Genomic DNA, 13,993 nt, shown 5'->3' on the forward strand with positions numbered 1-13,993 from the left:
GCATTTGCGTCCGGCACGGACGCTTAGCCGAAGGCTCCCAGGCCCGGGTTTCATAACCGGGACACATGCCAGGGCCCTAAGCCCCAAACAAAACAAGGGACGCAGGATAATGCCCGCGTCCCTCGAATTCTGAGATCGATTAAGCAGCAGCGTCGAAGCGTGCGCCGACGATGTCCCAGTTGACGACGTTCCAGAAGGCGCCCAGGTACTCTGGGCGGCGATTCTGGTACTTCAGATAGTACGCGTGCTCCCAGACATCGTTGCCGAGGATCGGCAGGTGGCCTTCGGAGATCGGGTTGTCCTGGTTCGGGGTGCTGACAATCGCCAGCTTGCCGTCGGCACCCTTGACGAGCCACGCCCAGCCGCTGCCGAAGCGCTTGACGCCGGCGTCGTTGAAGGCGGTCTTGAAGGCGTCGAAGCTGCCGAAGGTCGCGTCGATGGCGTCCGCCAGCGCGCCGGTCGGGGCGGTCGCGCCGCCCGGGGTCAGAGTTTCCCAGAACTGGGAGTGGTTGACATGGCCGCCGCCGTTGTTGCGGACGGCGGTGCGGATGTCTTCGGGAACGGCGCCGAGGTCCTTGATCAGCTCTTCCGCCGTCTTGTCGCCAAGTTCGGGATGCTTCTCGATCGCGGCGTTCAAGTTGTTCACGTAGGCGGCGTGATGCTTGTCGTGATGGATTTCCATCGTCTGCGCATCGATGTGCGGCTCAAGGGCGTTGAACGCATAGGTCAGGGCGGGTAATACCTGGGGCATCGTTTTCCTCCAAACAAGATCTGTCGTATGCATGCTTTCAGCGAAAATTTCAAATCTGCCGTCCGATCGGCTTCAGCCCACCGGCGGGGCGCCTGCTTCGGCGCCAAAAGCCACCCGTAATTATACCGGGCGCGCCTCTGAATTGAAACCCTCGCTGAGAGGCGCGTAAGCCGATAACGGCAAAACAAACGAGATGAGTTCCCCGTTTGCAAGAAATTCACTATCAAAACTCCTCGACACTTCGCAAGGTATAATTATCCCATGGATGACCCAACAGTCGAGATTTACGAAAAAGTCGGCGGCGACGCTCCGTTTTACGCCTTAGTAGAAGCGTTTTACCAGGGAATTGAAAACGAGCCGCTGATTCGCCCGATGTACCCCAAGGATATGACCGACGCCAAAAAGCATCTGGCCCTCTTTCTGATCCAGCGCTTCGGCGGCCACACGCAATACGGCGACCAGCGCGGCCACCCGCGCCTGCGTATGCGGCATATTCCATTCACCATCGGCGAAGCCGAAAAAGAAGCCTGGATGACGCACATGATGGCCGGCGTGGACGCCACGCCCGAGTTTGCGCCGTTTCGGCAGATTTTGCTGGACTACTTTGAAAGCTCGGCCGCGTTTTTGGTGAACAAGAACGAGGTCCCGTCGGTACGGCCCGTTCCCCATACAGAGTAATGCAATTTGTTCCTCTTGCGCCGCAGTCCTCGCGTGTGGCGGCAGGCGGTTGAAACCGCGCCTCCGAGAGCGCGGAAGTCCCCTGCGGGGACTACATATCCCTTGACGATACCGACGAATAAAACGTTTCTGCTAGGCGATATCGGTTGCGATGATGTAACCCGCGCAGGTGGGTTTCTGCGTTCTTAGAGGCGCGGTTTTAACCGCCAGCCGAGATATGCGCCCCAAATACTCCGCCGGCGATCGCGTCGGGCTTGGCTTGAAAGCGCACGGTGACGCTGGGTTTTCCTTGCGTGAGATCTGCTGGGATGGGATAGGACACATCAAAGAACTCACCGGGCTGGTTGTTCTCCAGCGTTTGTTCCGCAAGATGCGTTCCGTTCACCAGGATGTCAAAGCGTCGGTTGCCGGCGTCGCTTCCCCAATAAGTCACCACAAGCGAGTTCGCGGTGTTTGGCGCAACCTTGAGATTGAAGGCGAAGAAGCCTCCATTTTCGGCGTCACGCCATCGTTTGCCGTTGAATTCGCCGGTGCGTGAGTTTTCTCCCTGCAAGCCATCGAGTTCGAGCGGCAGGCCCGTCACTGGAACGGGCGCTATTCGTTCCGGGGATGCGACAACCTGGGGTCCGTAGGCTTTTATCTCCACCAGTGCGACTGCGGCCTTATCCGAATTTGGGAAGACCACACGCAGACGAGATGTCTTGATAGGCAAGAAAGAGATCGTCGTCTCGCCATTCTCCACGGGACTCTGCGGCGCATTCTTGCCTCCGGGCGCGTCCCTCCACTCGCTTCCTGTCCAGTATTGGATCACGGCGCTCACGGGCGCCTTGAACTTCACGCCGTCGCCATAGAAATAAAGGCGCACGGAATGGACGGTTTTGACGCTTCCTAAGTCGAGGCTAAACCAATCGCTCTTGCTTTGCGAGCCGAGGTTGGTCCAGTAGTTGCGCACTTCCGGGTAGTACCAAACACGGCCGTCGATAGCCTGATAGAGATTCGCAGCATCGCTGTTTGCGGAGGCGCTGGGGACAGGGAAGCCGTTTCGAGTTAGATTCACCGCCAGATTGGCAGGTTGCGGACTGTTTCGGCGAAGCGGCGCTGCCTGCCTGGGGAGCTTCACCGTTTTCCGTCCGAGCGGCGCCGATTTCACCAAAAGCCGCCCATCCGCCCAAATGGACAATCCAGAGCCCCGGTGATAGTGTTTCCCGTCCTGGTCATACACAATGGTGATTAGCCGACCATGGTACGCCACGTTCTCCAGACAGAAATAGGTGATCGGATTCTTAGACTTCAAGGCTGTGGGGATGAGAGGGTTGACCTCCAGAATATCGTCGGCGCGGGGACGTAACCCCGCCAGCCCCGTGATGACGAGGTCGTCATAGCCGGAATGGTTGTAATGGTGGCTTCGGTTCAGGCCGACAATCGCCCGCCCGGTGTTCGGGTCGTAGTCTTCCTGCAAATCCGGCTGCCCATCCCGGTAGTGCTGCTCGGTGTATTGACGGAGCAGGCGCACGTAATCGTCGCTGCTGATGACGCTTTGTTTCGGGTAGTCGTTTAAGAAGTTCGCGAGGCCGCCCAGTGTCAGCGTGGTTTGGAATGGCCAGCTGGGGCCGTTCCACTGGCACTCCTTTTTATCTTGCCCATCCTCCCTGTCGTATCGGTATTGCCGCATATAGTACTCGTACGAAGGTTCGACCGTTCGGATTCCAGCTGGGCCGCCCAAACGATCGGGATCGAGGATGTGACGCCACGAAGACGCGTATTTGGGGTTCTGACTAGGCAGCTCGAAGTACCAGGGCGTGTAGCCCGCAAGTTCTCTTCCTCGGATGAAACTCCAATAGTGTACGAATTGATTGCTGACCTGATAGCGGTCGATAAAGTGCTGGAAATCCTCACTCCAAAGATCTTGCTGAGTCCGGTCCCGAAGAGTCGCGGCCTTGGTAGCAAATTCCCGCGCGGATTTCGCGTCTCCTGCCAGCGCGGAAAGCCGGCTGATGGCCAGGGCATTGGCAAACATGAAACTGTTGATCGTCGGACGGAACGCCTCGCCGCCTCCAAATCCATCCTTCCCACCCGAGGCGTCGATGGACGAAATTGTGTATTCCGTGGCGTCCAGCAGCGGCTCGATATAATATAACCCTTTGGCGGCGTCCCGATGGTCATCCCACATCTGGTAGATACGCTTCATTTCCTCCAAGTTCTTGACGGCGAACTCACGGTCCGCACCCACAAGATACTGGGAGTAGGCGGCGTCCGCAATCGCCTCGCTGAAATGCCGGTCGTTGCCGCCGTGATACATGAAGTCGATATAATCATCCATGTAGCGCCGATCCCGAAGCCAGCGGCCTTCGTGGATGTGGAAGCCCGTGGCGTCGTTCAGGCTCTCATAGGGCTTGAGGGACCAGCTGACATCGTCCAGGAATTCGGTGACGATGTAACCACGAGCGCCCAAATCCCGAAGGTGCGACTTGTAGACCTTCCAGCGATAGTAATAGATCTCGGTAATTTTGGGATCCGAGCAATCAAAGAACGGGATATTCTCCTGATACCACGGAGCGTCATGGCCAAAATGACCGGTTGCGAGCGCTCTCTGGTCAAGGATATTCGTCTCGCCGCGTTTTGTATTCGCTCCGTGGGCGGGAACAGTCAGCAAGGACAGCGTGATCGCGGCGTAAAGCAGACATTGGACTTGTGATTGGAAGTTCGTGATCATCATTGCCCGTCGGCTCGCGTGAAATAGACCAGGCTGCAATGGTTGGGGGGAGTTTCCCATGTTCCGCAAGTCGATGTGGTCTGGTTCGATGTCTTGAGCGGGGCGCCCAGGGTCATGGATTTGGCGTGACCGTCGCAGAAGACGATGTTCGTTCGACCCTGATGTCTCGCGACGGCCATTCCCTCCAGGGGCGTGCTGGTTGCGCAGGAGATCGCTCTTGCCTTCTCCCGAGCCTGGGCGAAAACAGGGAAGAGGATTACGGTGAGAATTGCGATGATTGCGATAACAACGAGTAGTTCAATGAGAGTGAAGCCCGCACACTTATGTTTCGGCGAATTAATGGTAAGAAGCCCTTTCGGGAAATTATTAGTAAAAGCTTGAGTTAAACGATTATATCACTGCTTTATTTGCTTGTCAAGCGTTCATTCAAAAAGCACATAAGCCCAAGATCGGCCTTTCTCGCCTGCAGGTTTGAAGCAGGGAAAGGCCACTCTTGGGCTTTAGAGGCTGATGGTATGGGGGATTTTACCTCGGCGCCGCCACCGTCTCCAAAATCTCCTCAATCACCTGATTCGGCTGTACGCCGCCATACTTTGCCTTCGTATCCAGCATAATTCTGTGCGCCAGCACGGGAATAGCGAGGGCGCGGACGTCTTCGGGAAGGACAAAGTCGCGGCCGTCGATGGCGGCGCGGGCCTGGGCGGTGCGATACAGTGTGAGTGAGCCGCGAGGGGAGACGCCGAGGCGGAGGCGGGCGTCTTTGCGGGTGGCGTCCACGATTTTAAGCACGTATTCGGCGACGCTGGTGTCGAACTTGATCGTTTTGACGCGTTCCTGCATCGCGAGAATGTCCTCGCCGTTGACGCGGGGCTTGAGGGCGTCGAATGGATCTTGGTCGTGGTGGCTCGTGAGGATCTCCATCTCGTGGGCAATGTCCGGGTAGCCCATGGTCACGCGGACAGCGAAGCGGTCGAGCTGCGCTTCGGGCAGGGGATAGGTGCCGTGGAACTCGGTTGGGTTCTGGGTGGCGATCACGAAGAAAGGCTGGGGCAGGTCTTTGCGGCGGCCTTCGATGGTGATCTGGTTCTCGCTCATGACTTCCAGCAAGGCCGACTGCGTGCGCGGCGAGGTTCGGTTGATTTCGTCGGCGAGCAGGACGTTTGCGAAGACCGGGCCTTCGCGGAATTCGAACGTGCCATCCGCCGGGCGGTAAAAGCTCGTGCCGGTGATGTCCGCTGGGAGCAAGTCGGGCGTGAACTGGATACGCCGAAAGATCCCGCTGATCGAGCGCGCGAGCGATTTCGCGAGTGTTGTTTTGCCTGTGCCGGGAACGTCTTCCAGCAGGACATGGCCACCGGCGAGCAGAGCGACCATGACCAGTCGAATGCTTTCGGATTTGCCCCGGATCACCAATCCCAAATTCTCTTCGACACGGCTCACGATTTCCGCGAACTCGGACTGCGTCAAAGCCGCGGCGGCTCCCGGTGTTGTGCTGCGTTCGATTTCCATTGTCATCTTCGTGAACCTGTGAGTCCTCTCTCCAAAGTGTCGATCAAATCAGTCGTCTCGCGCCGCAGAGCCGGATCGGCGTCACGGCGGAAGCGCAATAGGTTATAGCAGCGGACGAAATCGTCCGCGCGTTCGAAGTCCAGGTCTGGCTGCTCGGCTTTGGGCAGCTGGGTGAGCTTTTTGAGATGCTCTCCCCAGGGACGGGAGGGAGGGCAGGGGGCGTTGACGCGTTTGAGCACAGTCTCAAAGCGGGCTGCGATCTGTCTCAGCTCCTCGTCGATTGGCGTGTAATCGTTCTCGCGCAAAGCAGTCTTGCCGCCGCGCCGGCGTGCGAGCAGCGCGCGCGCTCCGGCATACAGAAGGAGAAGGCCGAAGGCGGCGCCGCCGAGCACGGCGGGACTAAACTGGGCGAGCCATTCGCGTATATCGGTAATTTTGTCCGCGAGCGTCTCCCAGATCTTCATGCCTGCGGGGGTATCGGGATAAAGCTTGTCCGGGCGGCCGCCTCCGGGCGTGGCGTCCACGGTAACCCAGCCGACGCCTTCGATCCAGCTTTCGGCCCAGGCGTGCGAATCGCGCTGCCGGACCACAGTCTCGCCGCCGGCTTCCCCTTCATGGGCGTAATATCCCGTGGCGTAGCGGCTCGGCACGCCGACACAGCGTAACAAGATGACTGCGGCGCTGCCGAAGTACTCGCAATAAGCCGCCTTCTGGTGCAGCAAGAATTCCGAGACTTTATCCCCTTTGCCGATATGCACGTTGAGGCTGTACGAGTAGTTCGAGATCAGGTAGTTTGTGACCGCTTGTACTTTTGCGCGGTCGTCCGGCTCGTTCCCTGCGATTTTTTGCGCCAGGGCGCGCACTTCGGGCGTAATCTCCGGCGGCACGTTCAGGCAGCGGCGGCGCTCTTCGGGCGTGGGCGGGACGCAGAATATTCCCTGGTTCTCTTCGTTCGGGGGCAGGATCAGGTCGTAATAGTACGGAGCGCCGACATCCGTCTTGAGCGGATTGCCGATCTCCGCCGAACGTTCGATAGCGCCCAACTCGGGACCGCCGACGCCAGCGACGCTCAGCGGCGCGACCAGGATATGCAGTCCGTCCGCGAAGCAGGTGACATGCGCGCGCGCTCCTCGGGCGTTCGGCAGGAGCACTCTGTCGCCGGCGGGGAAGAACTTGCGCGCTTCCAGCGTTGGGCTCCAGCTTCCGTGGTTGTAGGTATCGAACACCAATCCGCGCAGGTGCGCGACGCCGCTCAAATTTTTGATACGCAGCACGCGGCTGGGGGAGCCGTCGTTGTCGAAACTGTCTCCAAGACTTGGCGACGACGACAGCGCGCTGCGCTCGGGTGCGCGGGTGTGCGTCAGGACATTCTCGCCGATCGAGTTGATCTTGTCGTGGTAGACCACAAACGCCGAGTAAACGGCGGCGCCCGCGCCTAATCCAAGCAGCAGCGCCACGCCGCGCGCCCCCAGCACGCGCCAATTGGGACGCGAAGGGGGGCCAACTTGTCCCACGCTTTGGCGGCGCGTATAGGAGCGGAGCGAGAGCATGGTAAACAGGATGTAGATGGGCGCCAGCCATCGGATATACGTCGTGTCATAGGTTGTGGAGGCGGCGGACAGGACCAGCGCGGCGAGGGCGATGGTGATCGCTCCCGGCGGGCTGCCCCCGGGGCGCTCGCGCCACATTTGAATGACGATCTCCACGGCGCAGATGACGCCGAATGCGTCGACGGTCGCCGGGTCGAACAGGCTGACATTGCCCTGATCGTTTCGGCCCGCAGTGCTGCCGATCAGGCCGTATGCGGCGATCCGGATGATCCATGCGATCCACGAACGCTGCGGAATGCGCAGCGCGAAGTAGCGTGAGATGTGCAGCAGCACCGCGAACGCGCCGATCAATGCGTACCGCTGATCGTTGATCAGTAAGGCCGCGTAGGCGACGAAGATCGCGGCTTCGGCGGACCAGGGAAGCCGGAACAAAGTTTTCGGAGATGGCGCGGGAGCCGTGGCGGTGGTCATAGCTCCTCCGGGCCGGCGTCGAACGCCGCCTTGTCAATGATGGGAATGGGGCCGGTAAACGCTGTGCCGCCGCTGGGGTCCATCGTGCAGGCGCCGCTGCGTACGATGATCACTTTGACCCCCGCGCCCGCCTGCGCCATCCGCTGCGCGAAGGCGAGGCGGGTCTCGTCCCAGTTGAGAAAGACGCAGATCACCGTGGTGATCCGCGACAGGTTTTCCTGAAGCTCCGGCTCCAGGACTTCAAACGGCTCGGCGGGGCCGGGCTCGACGCACGCCAGAATGTCCAGAATCTGATCTAAGTGCGCGAGGCTTCGTCCGGCGGTCAGATGGTAAAGATCGGGGCCGGCGGCGAAGATATCGACGATATAGTCCTGCCGCGCCATGTAATCACTGACAGCGGCGCATAGGGAGACGGCGCGCTCGAAGTCCGCCGCGCGCTCTTTTGTGTTCGCTCCACCGGCGACATAAGTATCCAGCACCACGCCGACCCGGAAGAAATACTCCTCTCGGTACTCACGGATGATCGGGCGGCTGAGGCGCGCCGTCGCGCGCCAATCGATGTCGCGGACATTGTCGCCTTCCACATATTCGCGATTGCCAAGAAACTCGAACGATTCGCCCTGGTGCGACGCCAGCGCCACGCCGCCGGGCTGATAGCGGCTGCCGGTCGGCACATCGAAATTTGTCAGTGGGTGAAACGCCGGGTAGACCAATAAGTTCTGCGGCTGATAGAAAGTGCGATACGCGCGGATCAATCCAAACGGAAAATCCGTCTCCACGCGATACCCTTTGAGCGGCTGCAATCCGCGCTGCTTGCAGAACAATTGAAGGCGGGCGTGTACGCTCTTGCCGCGCGTGAGCGGCGGCAGACCCACGCCTTCTTCCTGCACCGCGTCCACCGCCTGCGGCAGCCAGTGCGGCAGCAGGGCGAGGTCCACACCCGCGAACCGCCCGGTCTGTGTGACGGTCACATCAACGGTGATCGTTTCACCGACCCGCGCTCGGTTGGGATGCTTTGCCTGAACGGTCACATTCGGGCGGCTTAGCAGACGATAGGCGGAAGCCGCCACCCAGAGGCCGATGGCGTAACAGAACAGTACATACGATTGAAGCTCCAGCGAGATGGCGCCATAAGCAGTAAAGATCAAAGTCGCGCCGATGAACCATCGGCCTGTGCGCGTGAAGCGCAGGGTCAGGAGACGCCACAGAAAGCGCGAGATTTCTCCCCGAAACAGGGGGTGCTGCGCGATATCCTTGGTGTTCGGAAAGTTCGAGAGCGGAGGGATCTCGTCGTTCAGGTGCAGCGTGTTTTGATGGGCGACGGCGCGGTCGCGCGGGGCGGCTTGCATGTTCAGTTCTCCGGCGCGCCGCGAAGCGCGGGCAGTCCGTGGCGATTTATCATTATAACGTGGATGCGCCTGATCGGTTCCGTATTTGAGTCGAATACCTCTATTACGTGTCGAAAGCGTTTACGGGTTTGCGGCGGCGCAAGGTATTATAAGAGCATACTGCTGTTTAAATATTGGAGAAAGAACTTCCCATGTCCCATGAGATCACCCGACTGACCGCAGGCGATTACGAAGAGTTGATGGACTTCATCAGCCTCGTCTTCAGCATGGCGCACGCTCCCACGGATTTCCGCGCCTTCGGCCCCAAGATGTACGAGCCGACCGACGCCAGCATGGCGCAGCAATACGTCCTTCGGGAAAACGGCCGTATCCGCGCCGCCGTCGGTGTCTTCCCCATGACATATTGCATCGGCGACATCTCCCTGCGCGTGGCTGGGGTGGGAAACGTCGCCGTGCACAAGTACCATGGCGGCAAGGGATACATGGTGGATCTGATGAACGCCGCCGTCGCCGATATGGCGAATGAGGGTATGGACTTCTCGTTTTTGACCGGGCAGCGGCAGCGCTACCAGCACTTTGGGTACGAACCCTGCGGCGCCGCCTGCGCCGTCCACTTCACTCCCGCCAGCGTCAAGCACACCGCCAAGCGCATGGGGAACAGTGGGTATCGATTGGAAGAGATGGCGGCGCAAAGCGCTGAAGTCATCGGCAAAGCGTATGCGATACACGCCGCGCAGTTTACCCATATTGAGAGGCCGCGCGAAAAATTCGTCGACGCCCTGCGCACCGGCATGTCCGTTCCCTATGTGATCTTCGACCAAAATGGCGAAGTATCTGGTTATTTCACGCGCAATGGGGCGACCATCGGAGAAATTCTCGTCGCGGACGAGAACGCGTTTGCAGATATCATCCACTCAGTCACAGCCAACCGCCCCGGCGAAAGCGCGACCGTGTTCCTGCCGCCTCACGAGCCGCGCAAGCTCGCCGCTGCGATCCGAATTTGTGAAAACTACGTGCTGGAAAACGCCGGCAACTATCGTTTTTTTAACTTCGCCCGCACAGTCGAGGCATTCTTGACGCTCAAAGCAAGCTATCGTTCTCTGCCGGAGGGAGAGATGATCATCGGTTCCGATCTTTTCGGAAATCACACAATCTCCATCGCCGGCGGCAGCGTGGCCGTAGAGACGACCGATCGAGCTCCCGATGTGACTTTGCGCGGAATGGACATCTACCAATTTCTGTTCGGCGCCGCGCCAATGGATGGGTTTTTCGAAGGGAATAACCAGTCGCAATTGGCGCATGCATGGTTCCCCGCGCCGCTGTACTTCCCGTTTCCGGATCATGTGTGATCGCCGCAAACAAAAGGGGGACGGACGCTGCACAGCGTCCGTCCCCCTTTTGTTTCTGTGTGGCTTAGAAGAAGCCAAGTTCTAATTTCGCATCTTCGGACATTAAGTCCATGCTCCACGATGGCTCCCAGACGAGTTTGACCTGGACATCCGTGACGCCTTCCACTTGCCGCACTTTCTGCTCGACGTCGCCCGGAAGCGATCCGGCGACGGGGCAGGCGGGGGACGTGAGGGTCATCTTGATATCGACGACGCCGTATTCGTCGACGTCGATTTCGTAGATCAGGCCCATTTCGTAGATGTTGACCGGAATTTCCGGATCGTAAATCGTGCGGAGCATCTCGATCACTTCCGCTTCGATCGCGAGCGGATACACGCGTGTTCGTTGTTCTGCCATGGTGTTATTTCCCGTTGTTGCTGCGGCGTCTTAAGAGCCGGCGGTTAAAACCGCGCCTGCAAGAGCGCGGAAACCCACCTGCGTGGGTTGCAAATGCATCTAGCGGCTTGTCTCGATTGTAGATAATTGGCATTTAATCCACGAAGGTGGATTTTGGCGCACTTCTAGGCGCGGTTTCAACCGCCGGCGCCTCGTGTCGTAACTTAATCCTACGCCCCATCAATAAACGCCTGCGCGTACTTCTTGATCTGTTTGTCGGCCGCGCGCATGCCGTTGACGCGGACCATGGAAAGGTTTTCCTCTAACCCGGAGCGGTTGATGAAATCCGGGTTCTTGGCGACGATTTCTTCGGGCGTGTGGCCTGAGTAGAGGCGCACGAGCATCGCCATCAAGCCGCGCACGGTGGGCGCGTCGCTGTCGGCTTGCAGGGTGACGACATTGTCGTTTAACGTCGGGTGAATCCAGACTTGGGACTGGCAGCCGCGCACTTTGTTGGCGTCGGTCTTGAACTCGTCGGGCAGGGCGGGAAGCGCCTGGCCCAGTTCGATCACGTAGCCGTAGCGCTCGGTCCAGTCCTCGAAGAGGGACTGGTCGCCGATGATCTCGTCCTGCGTGGCCGCGATGGATTGCGTTTGCGTCGTGCTCATTTGCTGAAAAACTCCTGAACTTTGCGCAGGCCCGCGACCAGCGCGTCGATCTCCTCGCGTGTGTTGTAAAGGCCCAGCGAAGCGCGTGCGGTCGAGGGAACGCCGAGACGCTGAAGCACGGGGTGGGCGCAGTGCTGTCCGGTTCGGATGGCGATACCCTGGCGGTCGAGAAGAGTGCCGATCTCCAAGGGGTGAATGTCACCGAGCGTGAACGAATAAACGCTCGCCTTGTTTTTAGCCGTCCCGATCATCCGGAACCCTTCGATCTGCGAGAGAGCCTCGTTGCCATACTCCATCAATTCGTGCTCATAGGCGGCGATGTTTGCGACGCCCAGGCTTTGAATATAATCGACGGCGGCGCCGAGTCCGGCCGCGCCGGCGATGTGTGGAGTGCCGGCTTCGAACTTATAGGGCAAGTCGTTGTATTCGGTGTGCTCGAAGGTTACGGTGGCGATCATGTCGCCGCCGCCCTGGTAGGGTGGCATCGCCTCCAAAAGGGCGGCCTTGCCGTAGAGCACGCCGATGCCGGTGGGGCCGTAAAGCTTGTGGCCGCTCAGTACCAAGAAGTCGGCGTCCAGCGCCTGCACGTCGATTGGGATGTGATAGGCTGACTGGGCGGCGTCGATCAGGACGGGAACGCCCTGCGCGTGCGCCTTCGCGATGATCTCTTCGATCGGGTTGATCGTGCCCAGGACATTCGACATATGTACGATCGCGACGATTTTGGTGCGCGGGCCGAGCAGTTTGTCGAACTCGTCCATCAGAAGCTCGCCGGCGTCGTTGATCGGGATCACACGAAGCTTGGCGCCCTTTTCCTGGCAGAGCATCTGCCAGGGGACGATGTTGCAGTGATGCTCCATCGTCGAGATGAGAATTTCATCGCCGGCGCCGATGTTCTGGCGGCCGTAGGTAGACGCGACCAAGTTCACGCCTTCAGTCGCGTTGCGCGTGAAGATGATCTCGTGCGCGTCCTCGGCGTTCAGGAAGTTCTTAATCTTCACGCGCGCGCCTTCATAAGCGCGCGTCGCCTTCTCCGCAAGCAGGTGGGGGCTGCGGTGGATGTTCGCATTCTCTTCCGTGTAATAACGCATGAGAGTGTCGATCACCAACTGCGGCTTCTGTGTCGTGGCGGCGTTGTCCAGATACACAAGCGGCTTGCCGTGCATCTGGGTGTGCAGGATCGGGAAATCGGCCCGAACCGCCTGGACATCGTATCCCTTGGCTGTTTGCGGAGCGGCGCTGCTCATTACGAAACTCCCTCCAGGTCATTCTGGGCGAGCAAGAGGCGGTCGATCTGTGTGCGCAGGGCGTCGACCTTGATCCGCGAAACGATATCGCTCGCGAACGCGTAGGTCAGAAGATTGCGCGCGTCTGCTACGGGGATACCGCGTGTGCGAAGATAGAACAAGGCTTCGTCGCTGAGCTGTCCGACCGTGGCGCCGTGGGTGCACTTGACGTCGTCCGCGAAGATCTCCAGCTGCGGCTTGGTGTTGATCTGCGCATCGTCGGAGAGCAGTAGCGTTTGGTTCGTCTGTTTGGCGTCCGTCTTCTGCGCGTCCTCGCGGACAAAGATCTTGCCATTGAACACGCCGCGCGACTTTCCGTCCAGGATACCCTTGTAGATCTCGTGGCTGTCGCAGTGCGGGAAGGCGTGGTCGATCGACGTATGGTTGTCAATGACCTGTCGGTCGTTGCCATAGTAGACGCAGTTCAGCGTGCAGACGATGCCTTCCGCGCCCAAAAAGGCGTTGACATCGCTGCGCGACGCCGACCCGCCGAGCGTCACCGCATGGGAGGTGAAGTTCGCCGTGCGGCCAAGCGTCAGCTCCATCGTCGCCACGTGGAACGCCGTGGCGCTCTCGCGCTGCACTTTGTAGTGGTCAATTACGGCGTTAGCGCCTAAAACCACCTCGGTGACGGCGTTCGTGAAGTACACGTTTTCGCCGACGCCGACGTAGCTTTCGATGAGCGTCGCCTGGCTGTTCTCATCCGCGATAAACAAGTTGCGTGGGTGGGAGACCGTCGCCTCGGCGCCGGCCTGCGAAACGAACAGCAAGTGGATCGGCGTTTCAAAAACGACATTGCGCGCGATGTGGAAGAACACGCCGTCGCCCATGGCGGCCGTGTTCAGCGCCACGAAGGCGTGATTGTCGAACTTGGCGGTCTGGGCCAGATGCTGCTTGACTAGTTCAGGCTGTTCGGCAATTGCCTTGGCAAGCGTCGTCAGCGTCACGCCGGTCGGAAGCTCGCCAATGGTCGAGAGCGACGCATCGTAAGCGCCGTTCACGAATACCAGCTGCGTGCCGATCCCGCCTTCGAGACTGTACGGCGCGAGCGCCGCGCGGTCCAGGGTTCCAGGGCCTTCGGTTGCGCGCTTGAAGGGCGTCTCAACGATGGGGGAGACGCTGAAGTAGCGCCAGTCCTCCTCGCGCCGGGTCGGGAAGCCGATCCGGGAGAAGGCGCGGCGCGCATCCTCACGGACGGGCTCCAGCCAATCGGCGGAAATATTGCTGTCCGGCGTCTCGGTGAAGGCGGTCAGATAGCTGTTATAGGAAGAATCGATCACGTCCGTCATAAGG

At 59.6% G+C, this 13,993-nt stretch carries 12 protein-coding genes; 2 read left to right on the forward strand and 10 right to left on the reverse strand.

Annotation, left to right across the window (positions count from 1 at the left end):
- Positions 1-139: 139 nt before the first annotated feature.
- Complete coding sequence (locus tag ABIZ35_RS24570; RefSeq protein WP_348222570.1) at positions 140-751, reverse strand: superoxide dismutase; 612 nt, start codon at positions 749-751, stop codon at positions 140-142.
- A gap of 261 nt (positions 752-1,012) precedes the next feature.
- Between ABIZ35_RS24570 and ABIZ35_RS24575 the strand changes: the two genes are divergently transcribed.
- Positions 1,013-1,429, forward strand: a complete 417-nt coding sequence (locus ABIZ35_RS24575) for a globin (protein ID WP_348222571.1) — start codon at positions 1,013-1,015, stop codon at positions 1,427-1,429.
- 199 nt (positions 1,430-1,628) lie between these two features.
- Here the strand turns inward: ABIZ35_RS24575 and ABIZ35_RS24580 are convergent, their stop codons facing one another.
- The 5 genes from ABIZ35_RS24580 to ABIZ35_RS24600 all read right to left on the reverse strand — a co-directional run bounded on the left by ABIZ35_RS24580 (position 1,629) and on the right by ABIZ35_RS24600 (position 9,021).
- On the reverse strand, positions 1,629-4,145 hold the full coding sequence (locus ABIZ35_RS24580; RefSeq protein WP_348222572.1) for a DUF6805 domain-containing protein: 2,517 nt from the start codon (positions 4,143-4,145) through the stop codon (positions 1,629-1,631).
- A complete protein-coding gene (locus tag ABIZ35_RS24585; protein ID WP_348222601.1) occupies positions 4,142-4,483 on the reverse strand; it encodes a prepilin-type N-terminal cleavage/methylation domain-containing protein in 342 nt (113 codons plus the stop codon). The genes ABIZ35_RS24580 and ABIZ35_RS24585 overlap by 4 nt, the downstream gene beginning before the upstream one ends.
- 184 nt (positions 4,484-4,667) lie before the next feature.
- Entirely contained in the window at positions 4,668-5,651 is a 984-nt protein-coding gene (locus ABIZ35_RS24590) for a MoxR family ATPase (protein WP_348222573.1), read from the reverse strand.
- 2 nt (positions 5,652-5,653) lie between these two features.
- The gene (locus ABIZ35_RS24595; protein WP_348222574.1) at positions 5,654-7,672 is read right to left on the reverse strand and encodes a transglutaminase-like domain-containing protein; all 2,019 of its coding nucleotides are present in this window, start codon (positions 7,670-7,672) and stop codon (positions 5,654-5,656) included.
- Positions 7,669-9,021: a DUF58 domain-containing protein gene (locus tag ABIZ35_RS24600; RefSeq protein ID WP_348222575.1), complete on the reverse strand. Its 1,353-nt coding sequence runs from the start codon at positions 9,019-9,021 to the stop codon at positions 7,669-7,671. The genes ABIZ35_RS24595 and ABIZ35_RS24600 overlap by 4 nt, the downstream gene beginning before the upstream one ends.
- 191 nt (positions 9,022-9,212) lie before the next feature.
- Here ABIZ35_RS24600 and ABIZ35_RS24605 point away from each other — a divergent pair, with 191 nt between their 5' ends.
- Complete coding sequence (locus ABIZ35_RS24605) at positions 9,213-10,370, forward strand: GNAT family N-acetyltransferase (RefSeq protein ID WP_348222576.1); 1,158 nt, start codon at positions 9,213-9,215, stop codon at positions 10,368-10,370.
- 64 nt (positions 10,371-10,434) lie between these two features.
- On the opposite strand, the gene ABIZ35_RS24610 is transcribed toward ABIZ35_RS24605, so the two are convergent.
- From ABIZ35_RS24610 to sufD, 4 genes are all read right to left on the reverse strand, one after another.
- Complete coding sequence (locus tag ABIZ35_RS24610; RefSeq protein ID WP_348222577.1) at positions 10,435-10,767, reverse strand: SUF system Fe-S cluster assembly protein; 333 nt, start codon at positions 10,765-10,767, stop codon at positions 10,435-10,437.
- Between the two features lie 209 nt (positions 10,768-10,976).
- Positions 10,977-11,414, reverse strand: coding sequence for a SufE family protein (locus ABIZ35_RS24615; protein WP_348222578.1), 438 nt, complete (start codon positions 11,412-11,414; stop codon positions 10,977-10,979).
- Positions 11,411-12,661: a cysteine desulfurase gene (locus ABIZ35_RS24620; protein ID WP_348222579.1), complete on the reverse strand. Its 1,251-nt coding sequence runs from the start codon at positions 12,659-12,661 to the stop codon at positions 11,411-11,413. Before ABIZ35_RS24620 ends, ABIZ35_RS24615 begins: the two co-directional genes overlap by 4 nt.
- On the reverse strand, positions 12,661-13,989 hold the full coding sequence (gene sufD, locus ABIZ35_RS24625; RefSeq protein WP_348222580.1) for a Fe-S cluster assembly protein SufD: 1,329 nt from the start codon (positions 13,987-13,989) through the stop codon (positions 12,661-12,663). Before sufD ends, ABIZ35_RS24620 begins: the two co-directional genes overlap by 1 nt.
- Between the last annotated feature and the right edge of the window lie 4 nt (positions 13,990-13,993).

The sequence above is a fragment of the Capsulimonas sp. genome (assembly GCF_039929585.1).
Lineage (GTDB): Bacteria > Armatimonadota > Armatimonadia > Armatimonadales > Capsulimonadaceae > Capsulimonas.